The sequence below is a fragment of the Prevotella sp. P4-119 genome (assembly GCF_002251345.1).
Lineage (GTDB): Bacteria > Bacteroidota > Bacteroidia > Bacteroidales > Bacteroidaceae > Prevotella.
Genome location: NZ_NPJB01000083.1, coordinates 17,579 through 40,715, shown reverse-complemented (window position 1 = coordinate 40,715; position 23,137 = coordinate 17,579). Strand labels below are relative to the sequence as shown.

The 23,137-nt window shown below is 46.6% G+C and carries 18 protein-coding genes and 2 pseudogenes; 10 read left to right on the top strand and 10 right to left on the bottom strand.

The window, feature by feature from the left end; all coding sequences use genetic code 11:
• Window positions 1-401: 401 nt before the first annotated feature.
• Both CIK89_RS09370 and CIK89_RS09365 read left to right on the top strand, forming a co-directional pair.
• Window positions 402-779: pseudogene (locus CIK89_RS09370) on the top strand (nucleoside kinase); the annotation flags it as partial.
• 25 nt (window positions 780-804) lie between these two features.
• A complete protein-coding gene (locus tag CIK89_RS09365) occupies window positions 805-2,238 on the top strand; it encodes a hypothetical protein (RefSeq protein WP_094391108.1) in 1,434 nt (477 codons plus the stop codon).
• A 664-nt stretch (window positions 2,239-2,902) separates the two neighbouring features.
• Here CIK89_RS09365 and CIK89_RS09360 read toward each other — a convergent pair.
• Window positions 2,903-4,348 (bottom strand): ATP-binding protein, encoded by a 1,446-nt coding sequence (locus tag CIK89_RS09360; protein WP_094391107.1) that lies wholly within the window; start codon window positions 4,346-4,348, stop codon window positions 2,903-2,905.
• 855 nt (window positions 4,349-5,203) lie between these two features.
• Between CIK89_RS09360 and CIK89_RS13950 the strand changes: the two genes are divergently transcribed.
• From CIK89_RS13950 to CIK89_RS09340, 4 genes are all read left to right on the top strand, one after another.
• Window positions 5,204-5,338 carry a hypothetical protein gene (locus CIK89_RS13950; RefSeq protein ID WP_256387350.1) on the top strand — a complete coding sequence of 45 codons (135 nt, stop codon included), beginning with the start codon at window positions 5,204-5,206 and terminating at the stop codon, window positions 5,336-5,338.
• Window positions 5,339-5,349: 11 nt separating this feature from the next.
• On the top strand, window positions 5,350-5,580 hold the full coding sequence (locus tag CIK89_RS09350; protein ID WP_094391105.1) for a hypothetical protein: 231 nt from the start codon (window positions 5,350-5,352) through the stop codon (window positions 5,578-5,580).
• A 504-nt stretch (window positions 5,581-6,084) separates the two neighbouring features.
• Complete coding sequence (locus tag CIK89_RS09345) at window positions 6,085-6,969, top strand: DMT family transporter (protein WP_094391104.1); 885 nt, start codon at window positions 6,085-6,087, stop codon at window positions 6,967-6,969.
• 97 nt (window positions 6,970-7,066) lie between these two features.
• Window positions 7,067-10,063: a glycoside hydrolase family 2 protein gene (locus tag CIK89_RS09340; RefSeq protein WP_094391103.1), complete on the top strand. Its 2,997-nt coding sequence runs from the start codon at window positions 7,067-7,069 to the stop codon at window positions 10,061-10,063.
• A 127-nt stretch (window positions 10,064-10,190) separates the two neighbouring features.
• Here the strand turns inward: CIK89_RS09340 and menD are convergent, their stop codons facing one another.
• The 5 genes from menD to CIK89_RS09315 all read right to left on the bottom strand — a co-directional run bounded on the left by menD (window position 10,191) and on the right by CIK89_RS09315 (window position 15,276).
• On the bottom strand, window positions 10,191-11,750 hold the full coding sequence (gene menD, locus CIK89_RS09335; RefSeq protein ID WP_094391102.1) for a 2-succinyl-5-enolpyruvyl-6-hydroxy-3-cyclohexene-1-carboxylate synthase: 1,560 nt from the start codon (window positions 11,748-11,750) through the stop codon (window positions 10,191-10,193).
• Between the two features lie 30 nt (window positions 11,751-11,780).
• Window positions 11,781-12,827 (bottom strand): isochorismate synthase, encoded by a 1,047-nt coding sequence (locus CIK89_RS09330; RefSeq protein ID WP_094391101.1) that lies wholly within the window; start codon window positions 12,825-12,827, stop codon window positions 11,781-11,783.
• The gene (locus tag CIK89_RS09325) at window positions 12,820-13,233 is read right to left on the bottom strand and encodes a PaaI family thioesterase (protein WP_094391100.1); all 414 of its coding nucleotides are present in this window, start codon (window positions 13,231-13,233) and stop codon (window positions 12,820-12,822) included. Before CIK89_RS09325 ends, CIK89_RS09330 begins: the two co-directional genes overlap by 8 nt.
• Window positions 13,234-13,242: 9 nt before the next feature.
• On the bottom strand, window positions 13,243-14,226 hold the full coding sequence (locus CIK89_RS09320; protein WP_094391099.1) for an ROK family protein: 984 nt from the start codon (window positions 14,224-14,226) through the stop codon (window positions 13,243-13,245).
• Between the two features lie 69 nt (window positions 14,227-14,295).
• On the bottom strand, window positions 14,296-15,276 hold the full coding sequence (locus CIK89_RS09315; RefSeq protein WP_094391098.1) for an ROK family protein: 981 nt from the start codon (window positions 15,274-15,276) through the stop codon (window positions 14,296-14,298).
• A 208-nt stretch (window positions 15,277-15,484) separates the two neighbouring features.
• On the opposite strand from CIK89_RS09315, the gene lysS reads away from it, so the two are divergent.
• The 4 genes from lysS (at window position 15,485) to CIK89_RS09295 (ending at window position 20,470) form a co-directional block, all read left to right on the top strand.
• Window positions 15,485-17,215: a lysine--tRNA ligase gene (gene lysS / locus CIK89_RS09310; RefSeq protein WP_094391097.1), complete on the top strand. Its 1,731-nt coding sequence runs from the start codon at window positions 15,485-15,487 to the stop codon at window positions 17,213-17,215.
• Between the two features lie 108 nt (window positions 17,216-17,323).
• Entirely contained in the window at window positions 17,324-18,319 is a 996-nt protein-coding gene (locus CIK89_RS09305) for an NAD(P)H-dependent glycerol-3-phosphate dehydrogenase (protein WP_094391096.1), read from the top strand.
• A 66-nt stretch (window positions 18,320-18,385) separates the two neighbouring features.
• Window positions 18,386-19,741 (top strand): glucose-6-phosphate isomerase, encoded by a 1,356-nt coding sequence (locus tag CIK89_RS09300; protein ID WP_094391095.1) that lies wholly within the window; start codon window positions 18,386-18,388, stop codon window positions 19,739-19,741.
• 9 nt (window positions 19,742-19,750) lie between these two features.
• Entirely contained in the window at window positions 19,751-20,470 is a 720-nt protein-coding gene (locus CIK89_RS09295; protein WP_094391094.1) for an HAD family phosphatase, read from the top strand.
• Window positions 20,471-21,758: 1,288 nt separating this feature from the next.
• On the opposite strand, the gene CIK89_RS13585 is transcribed toward CIK89_RS09295, so the two are convergent.
• From CIK89_RS13585 to CIK89_RS09275, 4 genes and pseudogenes are all read right to left on the bottom strand, one after another.
• Complete coding sequence (locus CIK89_RS13585; protein WP_158215008.1) at window positions 21,759-21,932, bottom strand: hypothetical protein; 174 nt, start codon at window positions 21,930-21,932, stop codon at window positions 21,759-21,761.
• A 14-nt stretch (window positions 21,933-21,946) separates the two neighbouring features.
• A complete protein-coding gene (locus CIK89_RS09280) occupies window positions 21,947-22,309 on the bottom strand; it encodes a hypothetical protein (RefSeq protein ID WP_094391091.1) in 363 nt (120 codons plus the stop codon).
• Window positions 22,310-22,314: 5 nt separating this feature from the next.
• Complete coding sequence (locus CIK89_RS13945) at window positions 22,315-22,449, bottom strand: hypothetical protein (RefSeq protein ID WP_256387826.1); 135 nt, start codon at window positions 22,447-22,449, stop codon at window positions 22,315-22,317.
• Between the two features lie 111 nt (window positions 22,450-22,560).
• Window positions 22,561-22,899 (bottom strand): annotated as a pseudogene (locus tag CIK89_RS09275) (leucine-rich repeat domain-containing protein); the annotation flags it as partial.
• Window positions 22,900-23,137: the final 238 nt, after the last annotated feature.

Below are 23,137 nucleotides of genomic sequence, written 5' to 3'. Positions count from 1 at the left end.
ATGGGCTTTCATGGTCAAGCCCAAACTGCGCGACTATGACAAAATGTCGCGTCGTCTTCGTCGGCGCATGATGGCAGAGATGCCCGATTCTGTCAAAGAATCATTGCTCGTACCGCGGGAGTATGGTGTGCAGCATAAAAAAACGAAATAATTCAAATCTTGCATGGCAATTTGATGATTTTGTATTACCTTTGTCTCCAAGAAAACTAAGAATCATGCTACAGATACGTTGCAAGAATAATAATATAACCAAGAGTTTCCCAGAAGGAACCTCATTATTGGAAGTCTATCAAGACTACGCCGAAGAACTAAAAATGCCGTTCCCAGTGGTCTCTGCAAAGGTCAACAACACCTCGCAGGGACTGAAATTCAGACTCTTTCAAAACCGCGACGTAGAGTTCCTCGATGCGCACAACTGGATTCCCACACAGGACAACCGACTGCTGCGACGCATCATCCGCGATTATAATAAAGGTGCCTATACGGCACAGGAGACCATCAGCCAATGGCGCAATGTCTGTGAAGCAGAAGATCAATGGATTGCGCCATTCCAGGAAATAGCAGACGTGATGTTCAACTCGGCACTCAATATCGAGTTTGCCGTGCTCCGTCCTCACGCCGAACTGATTCTTGCGGCTGTGCCTCGCAACTGTCCGGAATATGCCGAGGCACACCGCCTCTTGAAATTCCTGCATTATTTCATCCCCATTTCCGACCGTGAGATTCCGCCCACCTCTATCATGCGCGAGTTTGTAGGAGGATCAAGTTTCAAGTATTAACATCACCTAAAAAGACCATACCGCCATGCACTACAATTTAACATTACCTATATTCTATTCAGATGTCTGTCTCATCTTCATCGTGACGGGCATCATCTGTGCCGTAGTGCGTTGGTTCCACATGTGTCGGCCCTACGACCAAGAGGCTGACTATTACTATCCCGCACGCCGACAGGTCACATTCTTCTGTGCAGCCGTGATACTGCAACTGCCCTACTTCCTCTGCCCCATGAGTGAGGCTGCCTGGCAGTATGTGCGCATCTTCAGCATCATCTTCTACCCGTGCTGTTTCTCTATGCTGTTTCAGCGCTACTTCCATCGGAAGCCATTGGCCGGACTCTTCAACGTGACCGTCTTCACCATTCCTATCTCATTACTCACCGTCATGGCAGTAACCATCCTTGCAGGTAGCGGCAACTGGTTGGAACAGCATTACCATTGGTTTCTATGGGTGATGGTGGGATTCAGCGTATTACTCACCGCACGACTTCTGGGTGTTATCCACCGCATCACACAACTCATCGACAACTACCACATTCAGAACTATGCCACCGAGGACGACTTTCCACTGCGCTTTGCCGAAAAAGTCATTTGGATGCCGGTGGTATGGATAGGCATTGCCTGGTTGCCCTTGGTCATAGGCAGTCGCCTGCTCATGGCTATCATCCATATCGTCTTTTCCGTTTGGATGGTTATATTCCTCTGTCTCATTCTCCATCCACAACGGTCAAAATCCGTCAATGATAACAAAAACACTACACAGAATGACGACCAAAGGCTGTCGATGGCGCAGATCGACACGCCTGCTGAAACAACTGACGACACCGAGAACGACACGGAGGCTACGACAGAGACAGAACAGCAGGAAGTGATTCTGGACGATGCAGAAACAGTGTCCGTGACTGAGTCTGCAACAACCGAGAAACAGCAACCGCAGGATCAAATGCCTACCGAAACAGAACCGTTGGCAGAAACAGAGTCTGACGATCCGCTCTCGGAGAATGTCCAGCCAGAGACGATCACCATAGAAGATATTGTTGCGGACAATCCTGAGGAGAAACCCGTCGCTGAGGCAGAGACACAGCAAGTCACAACAGCAACTACCGCTCCTAAGGTTGCCAAACTGCGAGCACGCTATAGTAAAGAGGCTAAAGAGGCTGTGTTGCAGGTGATCTTGCAAAACTATCGCGACAAACATCTGCTCAAGACTCAAATTCTCTCTGGAGTGGATAAGGGCCTGCGTTCAGGTGCCAGTCGTTTTATTGCCGAAGTGGGTTACTACCGTCTCGTCAACATGTTCCGTTTGGAATATGCTCGCCTTTATGCCAATGCCAATCCTGCTTCCACTCAAGTGGAAGTGGCATACGAATCGGGCTTCATCTCAGACTCTGCCTACTGTAAAGCCAAGCGCAATATCCAAGATATCAACACCGATTTTGTGAAGGGTGTCCACCTCTAATATCCTTTTTCGGAGCACCAACGAAAACAAAATCCGTGAGATTCGCGTGCGACAATGAAATAGTGATGATCATAACATATCCATGCAGAAGCACCCCCAAACTACACGTTAAAAGCAAGAAAAAGGCCAAAACTACACGTTAAAAGCAAGAAATAACAGCCTTAAAACGCAACAAGTGGCCGTTAAAAGAAAGTTAAAAAGTGTTTAGTCAACGGCAAAAGAAAGTGAAAACCAAAATTTTTCTAAAATCTTCGAATTATGTTTCGTAACTTTGCAAACGAGAGTTAAATTCTCCACGCCTAATAACTATACCGCGTTTACACAACCATAAAACGAAGGACGAAGAATGAAACCAACCATATCAATATATATAAACTTACGAAAACATCACGAAACTGAAGAACATGAGAATGAACAACCACAACCCCACTGTCAAATGACTGTCGACAGCATTGCTTGCGATGGTCTTTTTGACAGTGGCATGCGAAAGCGATGACTTCAAAGGTAAGCATTGCTTGGGTATGTCCTCCAAGATTTCTTGCCGACAGGCAACCCCAAAAAGGTCACACGGAAATCACAGAAATCACAGAAATGTTCGATTCTGCTCATCTGGCTTAACGAAAACGGTGGCAAGAGTATTGTCCAACGTTTGACTAAGGTGTTATCAAAAGAGATCATTCATCGTCACTTCACTATTCACCAATCCGCTGTACATATTCTGCTTCACACCATAAGTCGTGATGAAAGTATGCAACAAGGCTTTCTTCGTCTTGGTTGCCACAGAGAATGAAGACATTCTGTCACGCAGTCGCTGCTCATAGCTGGCATCTATCACAAACTCATCTTTGGCATATTTCATCTCACAAATATTGATCGTGTCGTCGGCACGATCAATCAACATATCAATCTGCCCGCCTCGCCACTCAGCACCAGTAGAATCCACAAAAGGACGACAAGACCAGGAATAAACATTCGCCAAAACACCGGAAATGCCCAATGTTTTTTTGATTTGTGGGATATGATGCAGGCACACCTGTTCAAAAGCATAGCCACTCCAGGCTGTGCGACTTCCCGAATTGCGCATGTTACTCCAAAAATTCTGATCCTGTCCACTGTTATTTGCCACAAAACGGGTATAGAACAATGAGTATAAATCAGTTAACTGATAAATGGCATCCCTTTCACTCTTTCCTATGGTAGAATATTTTCTGATAAAGTCACATTTCTTCAGATTCTCCAGGATTTCAGATAGCTGTCCACCACCTTTCAGTTTCAATTCAGCCATCAATTCCTTACGAGTCATCCCCTTCATTTTTTCTGAAAGCACTTCTACTATCTTACGATAATGCATGGAGTCATGAAATAGGGATCGGAAGAGAAAATCAAACTCTCCACGTAATGGTGAATCCTGCGAGAAAAACAATCTATCAATGCACACATCTAACGACACACCATGCTCCAGCATATCAAGATAATAAGGAATACCTCCCAATATCATATAGACATCCAACACCTGCTGACGGGTAAGAGACAAACCTTTCAAGTCGTTTAAGAACTGCTCGGTCTCACCCAGAGAGAACGGAGCCAGATAAATCTGGCGAGTTACACGACCATACAGTCCGCCCTTATCGCCTATAAACTTGGACAACATCCACGTAGTAGAAGAACCACAGACGATAAGTTTCATATTAGGAACCATTGAAGCCCATGAATTCCAAAAATAGCTGAAAGCTGCGATGAAATTACTTTTGGGTGTATCCATCCAAGGCAATTCATCAAAGAACAGAACTAACGGTTCTTGTTGAGACACCCCCGACAGATATTCTCGTAAAGCAGCAAATGCCTCAAACCAAGTTTTCAGTCTCGGCACAGTCTGTTTAGTATAATGTTCCAATGCCATGCGAAACTGCTCCAACTGTACTGCACGGCTCACTTCATACATTCCTATAAACGAAAAAGCAAACTGGTCATTGAACATTTTTCGAACCAAAAAAGTCTTTCCTACACGCCTACGACCATAGATTGCTATCAGTTCTGCCTTGCTGCTTTTACAACGCTCCAGTATGAGTTTTTGCTCATACTCACGTCCTATTATCCCGTTTGTATTCATAACGTTCTGATTTTATTTCATTTATACCGTATCTTATTGGTGCAAAGATAAACAAAAAAACTGAGACACGCAAGGATAGCACCGCCCTAACTACCTTTTTTAACATAGTTAGGGCGGACTTATAAGCGATAGCGCCGCCCTAACTACCCATTTTTATATAGTTAAGGCGGTACTATCGCAAACTCATCCTCCCTTTTTTGTCGCACACGGAAAGATTATTATCCACGGAACACACGGGAGAATACGGATTTTTTTAGTAGCCTGAAGGCTAGAAATCTTTGGGGGAAATCTTTTTAAAGATGTTGCGCGAGCGCAAGAAATATTTTATTGAGATATGATTAAAATTAAATATTGATTTCTGGCCATAGGCCAAAGATTTTTCTCAAAGATTTCCTCCAAAGATTTCTTGCCGACAGGCAACCACCAAAAACAATCCGTTTAAATTCCGTCTAAATTGGCATACGCCTTTGTTTTCTCGCCACGGCATAATCAAAGCGAGCTTAACTTCGTTGACTTTCCTCACGTTCGGAAAACATCAAGCGAGCTTGATTTTTCGTTCACTTAATCGGAAAGTTCGATTCTGCTCATGGCTTAACGAAAACAATCCGATGATTGTTACTTTTGTCCTTACAGGACGTACTCGGGTACATTGCACAATGTCCCCAGGGTGTTACCCTGGGCTAAGAAAACCATTGGGCTTTCAGCCCGCCTTTGCTTGTTTTGTTATTTCCAGCCCACCACTGCTTGTTTGGTTACTAACGCCCCGAATGGGGCAACATCTTCTTAGCCCAGGGTAACACCCTGGGTATGTATGGTTATTTTTTCAAACGTCCTGTAAGGACAAAAGTAAAATCCGTGAAAATTTACGCACTGGACAACGCCACGAACAGTATCAAGTTCAAGTACAAATATAGCAGTCATCATCTCCCAATCACCATTGACTACGGTAAGAACATCTTCGATGATCCATTCCACCGCACCTTCGACTAACACCAATCACTATGCAATCAATCCACATCACCACCCTCCGCAAAATCCTATCCAGTCCCGAACCCATCGACATCCGTCTATGGACTCGCAGCGGTGAGATCCAGTCCTGGCACCGTTGCATCTCCCTCAAATATGACTTCTATAAAGGCACAAGACGAATGAAACTGCTGGACTCAAATGAAATCCGGCAGCTTCGAGATGTGTGTATATTTGAGGTGAATGGCATGGAGGTGTATATGTAGAGTAGCGAATTTGGCTAAAATTGTCAAATTCCTAAAGAAACTGTCTTATTTTTAAAAGAATAGTATTACCTTTGTTCCGAAAAAGTGGAACATGTACCACTTTTTCGGAATGTAAACTCCTTATCGTTGGTGAGCATACAAAATCATGGAGCGATGATGATGGAATTCAGATTATCAGCATCTATGATTTCTTGCTTGATTTGTCTTCGACAGATTAATATTGACTTTCACAATACAAACTTTAGGCTTATGGGAGATTATAAAAATTTTGTAGAGGCTTTTGATGCTTTTATAAAAATAAAGATACTAACAGAAACGAAACTCTTTTTCAGAGTATAGAACATTTGAATGTTGACGATTTTTTCCTGTACAACATCAAAGTCTCTATGTTAAAAAACACAGTTTTTCTTTGGCATTTCACTCGGTTTGCACTATCTTTGCATGCGTGTAGCGATAGCCACACAACAAAGACTGTATTGATTCGTGATAACACCAAAGATTCAGATGCCAAAGACAAACAATAACATCTTCTACCATCTTGTTGCATTCCTAACTGTAGCAATATGGGGCACCACCTTTGTATCTACCAAGGTGTTGATGATTAATGGTCTTTCGCCAGCACAGATATTCACGCTGCGTTTCGCCATGGCATATGTGCTGATGTTCTGTTTCAACCATCGACGACTCTTTGCTGACTCATGGCGCGACGAAGGTCTGATGGTATTGTTGGGCATCACCGGAGGTTCACTCTATTTCCTGAGTGAGAACGAAGCCATGAACTACACTACAGCCACCAATACTTCACTCATCGTATGCTCCTGTCCACTGTTTGCCACACTACTGGTGCGGTTGGTCTATCGCTCTTCGCGCATCCATATCATGCAGTTGACAGGTTCACTATTGGCATTTATGGGTATGATCATCGTAGTGCTCAACGGCAGATTTGTGCTCCACCTTTCTCCCGTGGGCGACGCCCTGGCATTTACAGCCTGCATCTGTTGGGCATTCTACTCGCTGTTGATGAAGACAATGACCGACAAGTATAGTGCTGCTTTCATCACGCGGAAGGTATTCTTCTATGGTGTGCTGACCATCATACCTTATTATATATTGGTGCCGGGCATGCCTGCCATGGCAGTGCTGACCCAACCCGTGGTTGTGGGCAACCTATTGTTTTTAGGCTGTCTGGCATCGATGATTTGTTTCTTGACATGGAACTGGTGTATCTCCAAACTCGGTGCGGTGAAAGCCACCAACTGGGTATATTTCAATCCCATCACCACGATGATCTTTGCCTCATGGGTATTGGGCGAGAAGATTACCATCTATTTTCTGATAGGTGCCGTCTGTATTCTGACGGGAATGTATATGGCAGACCGAAAGACATAAGAGTCCTGCTACGGTCTGACAGCCCAGCAATCACCGACAACTACTACACACTACCCTACCAAACATCACATATTAACTAATCTAAAAAACAACAATTATGCAAATCAAAAGATTGTTACTAATGGCCCTCTCTGCTATTGCTTTACAGAGTGCGGCACGTGACAAGATTGACCTGTCGCCATTAGCGTGGGACATCACCCTCGATCCTCAAGCACAGTGGGCAAACGACAAACTCTTCACACCGCCCGTCACCATGGCATCGCTGCCAGTCAATCTGCCCACAGGCGGATGGCAGTTGCTCGACCACCCACAGAAGACTGGTGTGCATCTTCCTGCCACTGTGGAAGGTGAGATGTGGGGGTGGAATGGTCAGACCTATGGTGTGACCGGCAATTATGTCGGCGTGTCATGGTTTCGCACGCAGGTTGATGTGCCTGCCAACTGGCAAGGCAAGCGCATCGCTCTGCAGTTTGATGCCGTGCGCTTCCGTGCCGAGATCTTCGTCAACCGCCAATTGGTGGGCTACGATTTGGTCAACAGCACTCCCTTTGAAGTGGATATCACCCCATACGCCAAAGTGGGACAAAAGAATGAGGTAGCTGTTCGCATCACCGACCCCAACGGCAATTTCAACTGGAAAGACTCGCAGTGTTATGCGTGGGGAGCCTACCTCACCAATCCCTCACATGGTTTTGGAGGAATCACAGGACGTATTCACCTCGTGGCAACCGACAATACGTTTATCAGCGATATGTTTGTGGAGAACACCCCAGCCGCCTCTACCGTCAAAGTACACATAGCAGCAGAAGGCGTGAAACAAGCCACACCACTGAAACTCGAACTGAGAGAACGCGGAAGCAACAAGGTAGTATGGAGTCGTCAGGAACAGATGGATGGTAGCGAGAAAACCCTGACCCTCTCTTTACCTCAAGCCAAACTATGGAGTGTGGAAGAACCCAACCTCTACGAACTTACCGCCAAACTGGGCAACGATGAGTTGACACAACGTTTCGGATTCCGATGGTTTGAAGTGCGCGACGTAAAAGGTGACCGACAGTTCTACCTCAACGGCAAGCGCATCACCCTCATCACCGCCATCTCATGGAGTTTCTGGCCCGACAACGGTATTACTCCTTCTCGCGAGCTCGCCTACAAACAGGTGCGAGACGCCAAACAACTGGGCATGAATATGCTCAACTTCCACCGCACCATCGGCAATACCGATGTGCTCAACGCAGCCGACGAACTCGGTCTGCTCTATTTCGAAGAACCCGGCGGCAACCAATATCCCGCCAACAAGTTTGATGACGGTACAGCCTACACCCAGTTTTATTTCAACTACCGCAATGAGAAACTGGCACGTATGATACGTCGCGACCGATCACATCCATCACTCATCATCTATAATCTGCACAACGAGCGTGGTGCTTCACCACAGGCAGAAGACCGCCGACAGATGCAAATGGCACATCGCCTCGACCCATCGCGCATCCTCACCTATAATTCGTGCAACGGAAAGAATCCGGAGGGATTACCCGACGACCATTTCAAACTGCACCTGATGCCCGGCGATACCACCTTCCACAACATTGGTTGGTGGGACAACCACCATGCTGGTGGACCCGGTGTCTATCATGACTATATCTATAAAGGCAAGAACGACTACCTGCGTTTCTCTGATAATAAAGGCGAAATAGTATATTGGGGAGAAGAAGGAGCCATCGGCACACCGCCACGTCTGCAACTCATCCGCGACGAGATTCTCCGTTCGGGACGCACTAACAACTGGGAGGCTGCCGACTATTTAGCATGGTATGATGCCTACGACAACTTCCTCCGCACCCGTGGCTTCAGCAAAGCATTCCCCTGTGTTGACAGTCTGACTCGACAGATGGGTAATGTGGCATATTATTACCAAGGCCGTGTGATGGAGAATGTTCACATCAGCAACACAGTAGATGCCTATGCCATCAACGGATGGGAGTCGATGAAACTGGAGAACCATTCGGGTGTGGTAGATAACTACCGCAACCTCAAAGGCGATGCACAGCTGATAGCCCGTTACAACCGTCCACTTTATCTCTCAGTGAAACTCACCCATAAGGTGCTTGCCGTTGGCGATACGACGACTACCGATGTATATATCGTCAACAGAAAGGATATCCACGGACCAGCCATGCTTCAACTCACCGCACGCGACGCGCAAGGCAAAGTATTGTCACGGATGAAAAAGCGCGTCAAAGTGAGTGGCGGAGTGGTCTATGGCGAGAATCTGATGACTGGTTGGAAGGTACGCATTCCCTGTGCCGGTTATGTCAGCATCGAAGCCCAACTGCAACAACACGGACGCACCGTGGCTACCGGTGATGATAAGATCTATGCCGTGGCTATGAATGCAACAGGTATTGACGGTGTATGTGCCGTGGCTGATACCACTGGTGTACTGGCTGCCTACCTTGATGCACAAGGCGTGAAGACGGTGAATTACCATCGTGGCAGACCACAGGCAGACCTGATGATAGTAGGAGCCTTTGAACCCACACAGTTTGGAAGTGGATACAGCGATATTCTGGAGTGGGTTTATTCGGGCCACACTCTCGTCATTGTAGATAATCCCGTGCGCTGGGCAGATCTGCTTTGCGATAAAGAGGTGATGGACTATAGAGGTGAGAAAGCCTTGGGACGATCATGGTATGGTGGCAACTTCTTCTGTCGGTCACACCCCATCTTTGAAGGATTGCCCACCGACTGTGTGTTCAACTGGGAGTATCAGTGTTTTGCAGCCTACAATCGTCGCCGCATCGGTTTGCGCGACATGAGCGGTGAAGTATTGGTCGGTTGTGTGTCTGACCATCGCAAAGAGGTATATTCGGCACTCTCCGAGATTCCTGCAGGACGTGGCAGAATACTCATTACCACACTCGACATCCCTGCTTGCCTTAAAGGAACGGAAGCCTATACGAAGAAGGTGGATCTCGACGGTATGAACGAGTCGATGAATACCTTCAACACTCAGGGCATGAACAAAGCCGATGCTGTAGGACGACAGCTGTTGCTCAATATGTTGCGCTATGCTTCACAGCACAAGCAATAAACTCATATCGGACAAACTGCCGATTTTGAAATCATGAATATCGGGCAGGAAGAAACACCAAGATGTTTTCTTCCTGCCCGATTGCTATACTCCAAAAGCGATAATCGCTAATGACCGATTGATGGAATCAATCTATAGGATATCTGAGAATAGTCTGATAGTAACTGCGCATCACTTGCTCGTCAATAGCTGCGTCGGTGGTGACTTCAAGCAACAAAGGACGATCGGATGCAGACACTAACCACTGCAACCCATCAGTAAGCGAATCAGCATCAACAGCTGTGCGATAACCCACTCCACACTGTTGGCAGATGCCTGCGGCAGTCGTATGATGGGCTGCCGACACCAAGGCGTCGCGAGCAGGACTCTTTTCCAATCCAGGTAAAAGGCGGAAAATGCCTCCCCCACCGTTGTTGAGCAGCAGGATGCGGAGATTGGACGGTAGCTGATTGTTCCATAGTGCATTCTGATCGTAGAAGAAACTGAGGTCGCCGATGACACAGAACAAAGGCCACGGACTGACTACCATGGCTTGACCGACAGCAGTGGACAGTGACCCTTCAATGCCATTGACACCCCTGTTGCACCATAATGCACCCGTAGCAAAACTATTCGCCAGTCGGATGGCGGTAGAGTTGGCATAATGGCGATAGACCATGGGCAATGCCGACAATCGCATTTCAAGTTGACGAACAGCAAGCAGCTGCGAGAAAGGAGCATCAAAGGTACTCACAGCCTCATCAACCTTTGCCGCCAAAGTCTGCCAACGCTGCACAAACGGATGGGGATCTTGTTCGAGCAGGAAGTGTAAATGATCAACCACCATATCGGAATCACCTACAATGACCTTAGTGAGATTCATCAAGGGGTCGCTGACCTCACCTGTTTCGTTGATCAGCCACGACTCTTTGGAACGTCGCAAAAACTTCCTTACCCGTTTGCTCACTATGGGTAAGCCAACATAGGCCACGAGGTCGGGCACATAGCTCTCGTCGTGTTCTACCATCATCACCATCTCATCCAACCGATGGTTGAAGGGTTGACCGCTGATAAGCATAGGACGTTTGGACAACATGAACATACGGCCGATGTGACTCAACACATGGTTGGGCATCTCAGCCTCGATGCGTTCCATGCAACGAACAGCAGGGAGCGAGGGACAAGAGAAATCGAAAAGCGGTTCGCTGATGGCTATATTGATATGTACAGGCGCGCGATGTTCCAACAATGCCTCGTTGACCAACCGTTCGCAGTACCATCGTGTCTCATCATCAGCAGGTTCTGGCAATGAGACAGCCTTTGCCACAAAGCGTCCAAGCGCATCAGGTTGCGGCAGGGTCTGCCCATCGAGTTGGTCAATCCACTGGGGAGGACGGTCAGCAGAAACCACGACCAATGGGCGGTGGCGATAGTAAGCCTCTGCCACTGCAGGGGCGAGATTGAGCAATGCCGACCCACTGGTGACACACACCACTACGGGTTGGTTGGTAGCATCAGTAATGCCCAGCGCACAAAAGCCTGCCGAGCGCTCATCGGTAAGCGGATGACACTGGATATCAGGACAGGCCTCAAGGTTGTGGACTATAGGAGCATTGCGACTGCCGGGACACACCACAGCATGGCGCACGCCATGGGCAACCAATAAAGCGGTGAGGATATTGACGTTTTCTTTCGATGAATAATACATCACGAGAGATTTAGTGTTTATAAGCAATGATTACTGGAAAAGACGACGCATAGTGTCGAGTTTCGCTTCGGTCTCCTGCCATTCCAACTGTTCGTTACTTTCTGGCAAGATGCCACCACCGGCATAAAGGCGACAATGACTGTTGAAGAGTTGCATGCAGCGCAAGGTGACATAGAGATGGGTCGTATCGTGAAGTGACAACGGTCCCATGAAACCACTATAATAACGACGGTCGTGATGCTCGTTGGCAAGGATAAACTGGCGAGCCTCATCCTTGGGCAGACCACATACAGCCGGTGTGGGATGGAGTGCCTGAATGAGTTCTCCCACCCTGTCGGTATTCGACAAGGTGAAATGGAAATCGCTGCGCAGATGTGCCAAATGGGCAGCACGCACCGTGCGAGGACCATGTTCGGTGAAATCGGAAGTATAGTGTTCCAACACCTCAGTGACATAAGTAGCCACATACCGTTGCTCTTGAATATTCTTATCGCTCCACCGCACCTTGTCGCTGTAGGGCATGGTGCCGGCAAGAGCCATAGTCTGCCAGAAGCGACCACTGCCCGACAACAGAATTTCGGGAGTGGCAGTAAGCCATGTACCTGCCTGCGGAGTGGAAACCAATGCCACCATCACCCGTGGATAACGGCGACAGGCTTCGGCAAAAAGACTGATTGCCGTAAGACCTGGCTTACGCTTGATGTCAACACTGCGGGAAAGGACGAGTTTGCTAAACTCGCCATTGACAAGATGTTCGTGGAAATTGGCGAAATCTACCTGATAGTCGGCATGAGAAAAAGGTTGCGGTTCAATCTGCGATTCTATATTTTCTACCGAATCTACAGGAATCAATGCCTTCACATGGTCTGCACAAGCAAAAGTATATACCCTGTCCGGGCGCAACAGCAATATAGGACAATCTGCAGAAGGAGCAAAGGGAGCCATGACAAATCCCTCGCAGCCACACAGTTCGGCACACGATGGCAACTCGCGTGGCAGTCCGCCAATCTGATCCACCAGCACACACTGCTGTTGATGGGGCAAGCGATATATGGCAAAAGCTGTTGTTTCATTCATGGGATGGTATGATATAATTGGTGACACGCACAGTGGATATCAAATCACCAGACGTATCACGGAGTTCTACATTCCACACATGAAGGGTCTTTCCACGATGTTGCAATCGTGCAGTGGCGGTCACCGTCTCCCCTTCTGTCACAGCTTTGACATGGCTGCCACTGACTTCAATGCCCACACAGGCACATCCGGGACAGAGTGCCGACGAACCGACACCAGCCACATTCTCTGCCAATGCCAACGAAGCGCCACCGCTAAGATAGCCAAAAGGCTGACGTGTGCGTTCATCAACAGCCATACGTGCCATACAGATATCGTCCTCGGGAGTGGAGATAAATTCCATGCCGAGGACGGTACTGAGATTGGGACTGCTTGAAATAATTTGTTTGATATGTTCTATATCCATTCCTACAGTTTACTTAAACAACGAGTATTCCTTCACCGTCCATGCCAAGGCACTGGCTCCAAGGATGTCTCGCTCCCCTTCATCGAAATCGGAGAAGAACAATTCTATCTTGTCACGGCTATTGTGGAATACATTCTCTTCAAAACAAGCACGAAGGTCGGGCATCATCCACTTACCGAACATGGCAAGTTCGCCAGTGAGGATAACAGCTTCAGGATCGACTATGGAAGCATAGTTGGCAAGTTTCATACCCAAGATGCGACTTGTATAGCGCACGGTTTCCAATGCCACCTTGTCTTCCATTTCGCAGGCTTGCTTCAAGATCTTCATAGTCATTTCAGGCATACGGCGCAACATACTGTCCATTTCTGGATGCTGATCAAGGATCTCACGAGCAGTCTGTATCATGCCACGTGCCGAGACATAAGCCTCCAGACATCCCTCTTGACCACAATTGCACTTGCGACCACCCACTTTACAACAGGTATGGCCAAATTCGCCCGCATAGCCTTCTACACCTAAATGGGCACGACCATTACAGAAGAAACAACTGCCCAGTCCGCCATTGCCCAACAAGACAACGATGAAGTTGCGCATACCATGAGCTACACCATAAGCTGCCTCGCCTACTGCAGTGGCATGGGCATCATTACCCAAACCTACTGCCAAGCCCAAGCGGTCGCACAACATTGATGCCAAGGGGATGCGTCCTTTCCAAGGCATATTCGGAGAATTTTCCACACATCCCGTCACATAGTTGCCACTGGGCACACTGATTCCTACCGAACGGATGCTCTCCATGCCACCATTGGCTGCGATGAGTGATGTAATTTTCTCACAGAGCATTCCAGCGAAATCGTTGATATCGTGGTAGGTCGATATATAGAAAGAGTCGCGAGCAATAATGTCGCCACGCACACCGACAATGGCTAAGGTAGCCATATCGTATCCGACGACAACTCCCACTACTTTATTTTTTATTGTAACACCCATAATGCAATGTTTCTACTTTTTTATTGTTTTCTGTCATTCATAAAATGGGAAGCATGAGGGAGGAACTTACTACAAGAATAGTGAGTACTCTTTCACATCCCATGCCATTACACTGGCACCAAGAAGGTTGAGCTCCTGTTCGTCAATCTGAGAGAGCAAGAGTTTTACTTTGCCCTTCATATTATGGAACACATGTGCTTCAAACACCTCATTGACCATTTCAAGCAACATCTGGTCGCCCTTTGTCACATCACCCGTCAGGATAATGGCTTCGGGATTGACAAGAGAAGCATAGTTGGCTAATGCCAATCCCAGATACTCGGCTGTGCGATGCAATACTTCTTTTGCCAGTTCATCGCCAGCCACAGCCTCTTCAGCAATGGCGCGAACGGTCAGTTTATCTACACTGCGTAGCGTAGAGGGCAATTCGCTCTCTGCAAGAACTTCCCGCGCTGTTTGTATGAAGCCTTTCTGCGCAGTATAGGTTTCCAAACATCCACGTTTACCGCAACCACAAAGACGTCCACCAGGCTCGACACAAATATGTCCGACCTCACCGGAAAATCCATGATTGCCATTATAGACTTCTCCATTGCTGAAGAAGCGGCTTCCCGTACCACTGCCGATGGTGACGAGTATAAAGTTCTTCATGCCGTGGGCAGGACCAAAGGCATGCTCACCTAAGGCGAAAGAATAGGCATCGTTGCCAAGAACAACCGCAATACCCAAGCTATCGCGCAACATAGCAGCCAAAGGTACCACGCCTTTCCAAGGCAGGTTGGGCGCATTTTCAATACATCCAGTCACTTGATTGGCACTGGGTGCACTAATACCAATAGATCGTACGCTTTCGTATCCGCCATTGGCTTCAACAATCTCAAGGATGCTCTCTGACAACTTTAAGATATAGTCATTGATTTTCGGGTAATCTTCCGAAGAGAAACTATCCCTGGCTATGATATGGCCACGAATGTCTATCACTGCGTAGGTCGTCTGATCTACATTGATATCGACACCAACTACCCGTGTTTTGATTCTTTCGTGCAACATTTGCTTGGTTGTAATAGTAATACATTGCAAAAATAATATATTTTCTGATAACAGCCAAATAGTATTGCAGTTTTTTATCTATTTTTCGTCAATCACCCCTTTCTGTGACATTAACACACCTTGATAATTATAAAAAAGGGATAAAAAAAGTGAGATAATCAGATAAAATTACTACCTTTGCACGCATATAACAGAAGAAAAGTCAGATATGAACGTTTTAGAACTTAGTGAACAAGAGATTGGCAGACGCGAAAGTCTGCAGGAACTGCGCCAGATGGGTATCAACCCCTATCCCGCAGCAGAATATCCCACCAATGCCTATTCTACCGATATCCGCGACAATTTCAACGACGATGCTGAGCCCCGTCAGGTGTGCATCGCAGGTCGTATGATGAGCCGCCGCGTCATGGGTAAAGCCAGTTTTGCAGAATTGCAGGACAGTAAAGGCCGCATACAGGTATATATCTCGCGCGACGACCTCTGCCCCGACGAGAACAAAGACTTATATAATAAGGTATTTAAGCGACTGCTTGACATTGGTGACTTCATCGGTATCAAGGGTTACGTATTCCGCACACAGACAGGTGAGATTTCGGTACATGCACAGGAACTGACCCTGCTGTCGAAGAGTCTGAAACCACTGCCTATCGTGAAATACAAGGACGGTGTGGCTTACGACAAGTTTGAAGATCCCGAACTGCGTTACCGTCAGCGCTATGTTGACCTGATTGTGAACGATGGTGTGAAGGATACATTCCTGCAGCGTGCCACCGTTATCCGCACCTTGCGCCGTGTACTCGATGAAGCAGGATATACTGAAGTAGAGACTCCTACACTGCAGTCTATTGCCGGTGGTGCATCAGCCCGTCCGTTCATCACCCACTTCAATGCGCTCGATCAAGACATGTATATGCGTATTGCCACCGAGCTTTACCTCAAACGCCTCATCGTTGGCGGCTTTGAAGGAGTATATGAAATTGGCAAGAACTTCCGCAATGAAGGTATGGACCGCAACCACAATCCAGAGTTCACCTGCATGGAACTTTATGTGCAGTATAAGGACTACAACTGGATGATGACATTCACCGAGAAACTGCTTGAAACCATCTGTATTGCTGTCAACGGCAAGCCCGAACGCGAAATCGATGGCCAAATCATTTCGTTTAAGGCGCCCTACCGCCGTCTGCCTATCCTTGACGCTATCAAGGAAAAGACCGGTTTCGACTGCAACGGCAAGAGCGAAGAGGAAATCCGCGCCTTCTGCAAAGAGAAAGGTATGGATGTTGACGAGACCATGGGTAAGGGTAAGTTGATTGATGAACTCTTCGGTGAGTTCTGCGAAGGCACTTTCCTCCAGCCTACCTTTATCACCGACTATCCTGTTGAGATGTCGCCACTGACCAAGATGCACCGTTCAAAACCAGGACTGACCGAGCGTTTCGAACTGATGGTAAACGGTAAGGAGTTGGCTAACGCCTATTCTGAGCTTAACGACCCCATCGACCAGGAAGAGCGCTTCGTAGATCAGATGCGTCTGGCTGATAAGGGTGATGACGAAGCAATGATCATCGACCAAGACTTCTTACGCGCTTTGCAATACGGTATGCCTCCTACAAGTGGTATTGGCATCGGTATCGACCGTCTGGTGATGCTGATGACAGGCAAGACCTATATCCAGGAGGTATTGTTCTTCCCACAGATGAAGCCAGAGAAGAAGATTCCACAGAGCAGCGTTGCCGAATGGGCAGAAGTGGGTGTCGGCGAAGAGTGGGTACCCGTGCTGCGTAAGGCAGGTTTCAACCTTGTGCAAAACATCAAGGAAGAGAAAGCCCAAGGATTGCAACAGAAGATTGGTGACATTGTCAAGAAATACAAGCTTGAAATGACCAAACCTGCTGTTGATGTCATCCAGCAGTGGATTGACAAAAGTAACGCATAATACTTCGTGTCCAATGTTCTGTTGTAAGCATACTGGTGAAAGCCAACAGCCACAACGGGACATTGGACATTGAGCATAAGAACTACAAACAGTAAACACTAAAAAGAAATGTTCGACTGCGGTAAAATAGCAATCATCGGCGGTGGTAGTTGGGCAACAGCCATTGCCAAGATTGTGGTAGGACACACCCACCACATCGGATGGTATATGCGCCGTGACGACCGTATCGAGGATTTCATACGGTTGGGACACAATCCTGCCTACTTGATGAGTGTGCGCTTCAATACCGACGAAATATACTTCTCATCGGATATCAACAAGATTGTGCAACAGTATGACACCCTTGTCTTTGTCACACCGTCGCCCTATCTGAAGAGTCACCTCAAAAAACTCAAGACACGCATCCGCGATAAATTTGTCATCACAGCCATCAAGGGTATTGTGCCCGATGAGAACCTCGTATGCTCGGAATATTTCCATCAGGTATATGATGTGCCATACGACAATCTGGCATGTATCGGAGGTCCGTCGCATGCCGAGGAAGTGGCACTCGACCGCCTGTCGTATCTCACCATCGGATGCGCTGACCGCGAAAAGGCACACGCCTTTGCCGACGTCATGGCAAGCCAGGTGATCAAGACCAAGACCTCTACCGATGTCATCGGCATTGAATACTCTTCGGTACTGAAGAACGTATATGCCATCGCTGCCGGTATCTGCAACGGTCTGAAGTTTGGAGATAATTTCCAAGCTGTACTCATGTCGAATGCAGTACAGGAGATGCAGCGATTCCTGCAGGTGGTACATCCCATTGAGCGCAATGTGGTAGATTCGGTATATCTCGGCGATTTGCTCGTTACGGGCTATTCCAATTTTTCACGCAACCGCACCTTCGGTACGATGATAGGAAAGGGTTACTCCGTCAAGTCGGCACAGATTGAAATGGAGATGATAGCAGAGGGTTACTTCGGTACCAAATGTATGAAGGAGATAAACCGCCACTGCCATGTCAACATGCCCATCCTCGACGCGGTCTATAACATACTCTACGAGCGCATCTCACCACAGATTGAGATCAAACTGCTGACCGACTCATTCAGATGATAGGAGGCAGACCCTATTAGAAAAAAAGTAAAGATAATATATAACCAAATTATATTTGCAACAATTATGAGCAATATCAAACTTGACATCACAAAAGCAGCCTCGTTTCTTGAGGCTGGCGCAGTGAAAGCCTTCGAACCGAAGGTAAAGGCAGCGCAGGAAGCGCTGGAGAACGGCACCTGTCCGGGTAACGACTTCTTGGGTTGGCTCCATTTGCCCAGCAGCATCACCGAGTCTTTCCTCGACGAATTGCAGGCAACAGCCAATACGCTTCGCGAAAAGTGTGAAGTGGTAGTGGTTGCCGGTATCGGCGGAAGCTATCTGGGTGCACGTGCAGTGATTGAAGCTCTGGGCAACTCGTTCAGCTGGCTTATCCAAGACAAGAAAAATCCAACCATCCTCTTTGCAGGAAACAATATCGGTGAAGACTATCTGGCAGAGATGACCGACTATCTGAAAGGAAAGAAATTTGGCGTCATCAACATTTCTAAGTCTGGTACTACCACCGAGACTGCCCTCACCTTCCGTCTGCTGAAGAAGCAGTGTGAGGCTCAGATGGGTAAAGACGAGGCAAAACACGTTATCGTAGCTGTGACCGACGCTAAGCGTGGCGCCGCTCGCACTTGCGCTGACAAAGAGGGTTACAAGAGCTTTATCATCCCCGACAACGTAGGTGGTCGCTTCTCTGTACTCACTCCAGTAGGTCTGCTGCCTATCGCTTGCGCTGGTTTCGATATCAAGCAACTCGTGAAGGGTGCTGCCGATATGGAGAAAGCCTGCGGTAAGAATGTTCCTTTCGAAGAGAACCTCGCTGCTCAGTATGCTGCCGTGCGCAACGGTCTGTATGGTGCCGGTAAGAAGATTGAGATTATGGTCAACTACCAACCCAAGCTCCACTTCTTCTCTGAATGGTGGAAACAGCTCTACGGAGAGTCTGAGGGTAAGGATAAAAAGGGTATCTTCCCCGCCAGCTGCGACTTCACTACCGACCTGCACTCTATGGGTCAGTGGATTCAGGATGGTGAGCGTACCATCTTCGAAACCGTTATCAGCATAGAAGAACCTAACCGCACCATGCTGTTCCCCAGCGACGAAGAAAACCTCGATGGTCTGAACTTCCTCGCCGGAAAACGTGTTGACGAGGTTAACAAGATGGCTGAGCTCGGCACACGTCTCGCACACGTTGACGGTGGTGTGCCCAATATCCGCATCTCTGTACCTAAGCTCAACGAATACTACATCGGACAGCTCATCTACTTATTTGAGATTGCTTGCGGTATCAGTGGCAACGTTCTTGGTGTGAATCCCTTCAACCAACCAGGTGTTGAGGCATACAAGAAAAACATGTTTGCCCTGCTCGAAAAGCCCGGTTATGAAGCAGACTCAAAAGCTATCAAGGAGCGTCTTGCACAGGAACAGTAATAAGAATCTATGCACGAAATAGAATCGTATAAACAAAAGCACGGCTTCAGACAATTCTGTCCGAAAGCCGTGCTTTTCGATATGGATGGTGTCATCTACAACTCCATGCCTAACCATGCCTACTCTTGGCATAAGGCTATGGCATCGTTTGATATCGACATGACACCAGAAGAGGCTTACCTCTATGAGGGCATGCGCGGTGTGGAAACCATCAAACTCAAAGCGCGCCAACAATGGCAACGTGAACTCTCTGATGAGGAAGCGCAACGGATGTATAATGTCAAGTCTGGCATCTTTGCCGAACTGCCCAAGACTGGCATGATTCCCAATATCCGCGAATTGATGGAGCAAATCAAGGCAGACGGACTGAAGATATGTGTGGTGACAGGTAGTGGTCAACGCACCTTACTAGCCAAACTCGACAGCGATCTGCATGGTTTAGTATGTAGTGATCTGGTAGTGACAAGTTTTGATGTCACACGAGGGAAACCTGATCCGCAGCCTTATCTCATAGGAATGAAGAAAGCAGGCATTCAACCTTGGGAAGCCATTGTGGTGGAGAATGCGCCACTCGGTGTGCGTGCTGCCGTTGCAGCACAGTGTTTCACCATTGCTGTAAATACCGGTCCACTACCCGACGCAACACTTGCCAACGAGGGTGCCGACCTTGTTTTGCCGGACATGAAGGCACTAATCACACTATGGAACAACTTGAAAGTAGGGGGATAACCAAACAGTCCCTCTATTTTTTTGCGTTGGTGCTCCGGATAAGGTCTCACACAGAAATCAGAAATCACAGAAATTTTATTATCCACGGAACACACGGAGGACACGGAGAAAAATTTTTGTTAAAAATTATATTTTATGTTGCCTGTCGGCAAGAAATCTTATGTGGAAATCTTTATGTAAAATCTAAGGACCTAAACGGTCCAGAAATCAATCATCGGATCTTAGACGGAATTTAAACGGAGTACACGGAAAAGATTATAGTTAAAGATTATTCTCAAGATTTTCATTAAGATTTACACCATAGGTTATTTTTGTCGTGACTCAGCATAGTGAAAGCGAGCTCTCACTCTGTCTTCGCTACTCCAAAAATTCGAGCATCTCGATGCGATCCCCATAAAAATACTCCCCGAAAGCGAGGTATTCGAGCGCATTTTGGTCAAAGATTTTTATTAAAGATTATATTTGGGATTGAACCAGGCTTTTACTTTTGTCCTTACAGGACGTGGTTGGGGATATTGTCCTATGTCCGCAGGGCGATGCCCTGGGCTATGGAAGCCATTGGGCTTTCAGCCCGCCTTTACTTGTTGTGTTACCAGCCCACCATTGCTTGTTTGGTTACACCACCCACAATTGTTTGTTTGGTTACTAACACCTGCTTTTGTTTGTTTGGTTACTAACGCCCCGAATGGGGCAATATCTTCATAGCCCAGGGTAACACCCTGTGGGTATGTGGATTATTTAGCCTACGTCCTGTAAGGACAAAAGTAAGACAGTTCAGCTCATTTGGCTTAACGTTGGGAAACAGAAAACTACCACTCCCATCAAACTGGACAGTTTCCCGTCAAGTCTTCGATGGTTTTCCGTCATTTTCTCGATCTTCTTTCGTCCTTCTCTCGTTCGAAATTCGTTCAATCCTCGTTCGGTTCTCGATCGGTCTTCGATAGACTAACGAATAAGCAACGAGAGACGAACGAGAGACGAACGAGGACCTAACGAGAACCCAACGAGAACCGAACGAGAAGCTATCGAGAACTGGTCGGGTGTCTATCGAAGAACCATAGTCCTGCTGTTGTAACCAGTTTGAGGTGTTTAGAGTCGCATTTGTAAACATAAATGAGAATTTTTAATTGATAAGACTTGTGGTTTATTGCAAAGGCCTCATCCTTGTTTTGAAAATCAGCCTTGGTTCGCGTGCAAAGATACAACATCACACCCCCCGTTGTCAAGTCTTTGATCTAAATTTTAGCTTTATTTAACTAATAATTTAGATTTTTTAATACCACATAGGTTAAATTCCATAAAAACCACACATTTGGACTTTACAAATCTTCATCTTGCCATCGATTTTCTCAACAGCAATAACTCCGATATTGCTTAGAACGATGTCTTTCTGATAAACATAGTTTAAAAACTTTGGCAATAACATAGCAGTTGGCACAATTAACCTATAAAACGCAGCCATTTCTGGTTGCATTTTTAGTGCCTACAAATATGTATCATTCGTTGTAATACACTCATTGAATTGTTTACTTGACGTTCAAAAAAAGTTTCTTCAAATAAAACAGGAAAGAAGGTTTGTAAAATAATGTCTGTGCCTTTAACAATATATTTACCTGCAATGACTCGTTCATCTATAGACTTTAAAGAATCTTCTATATCACTAACATTATTCACAATATATTCAAGACAAATATATTGACCCACAGAGTCTTCAAATAGATATACTCCAAAAACATAATCTTCATAAAACAAGTTTCCTAAAAAGCCGTATTTCGCATTTTCTTCAAATCTTACAACTTTTAAATTTCTAAGGATAGATAAAATAACTTTTCTTTCCATAATTCTCAAATTTTTGATACAATGTCTTGCTCCTTACCAACACCCCTATGACTTTCAATGATGGCTTGCTTGCACTTGTCATCAGAGGTAAAATACGATGTGAGTGAGATAACACTGTTGAACTTCTTGAAATTAATCATATTGCTATTGTTTTATAAACTATAGCAAACATATGAAAAAAGTCCAGCGAATGCTGAATTTTCATACGTATAAGAGATTTTTTTTGCCAACTTCTATGTTATTGTCATTTTTTATTCACTAAACGTTACACAAGAAGGCACCGATGTCAATGGTTTTTGGGCAAACGGGCAACCCATGAAGATCATGTAGATGTCGTCGGGTATGCCTCTATGCTCTGCACTGATGGTTGCCTTTCTCAGGTTCTTGCAGTTTTTGAAAGCTTCAGTCTCTATCTGCACACTTGCTGGCAGCGATACAGATGTGAGGCCGTTGCAACCCTCGAAGGCGTTAGAATCGATAAGTTTCAGACTCGTCGTCACAGGCACCTCTGTCAGGGCTGTGTTCTTGAAGGCGTTCACCCCAATGGTCGTTACCGACTGCGGGAGGTCGATGTGTGCAAGCGCCTTGCAGTCTTCGTATCTATTATTAGTTGATTATCAGTATTATACGCTCTAAACGGTAGAAAAGTGGCTATGTGGATTCTGTTTAGATACGAAAAGGTAATATTTAACGTATTTAACTTTTAGTTACACCAAAAACCAATGAAAAGGGATAGGATGAGGTGTTTCTACTGAAACCGCAGTATGAAAAGCAAAGGAGTCATACAGATTTTACTATGGTTCACGCATCTAAAAAATGGTATACATA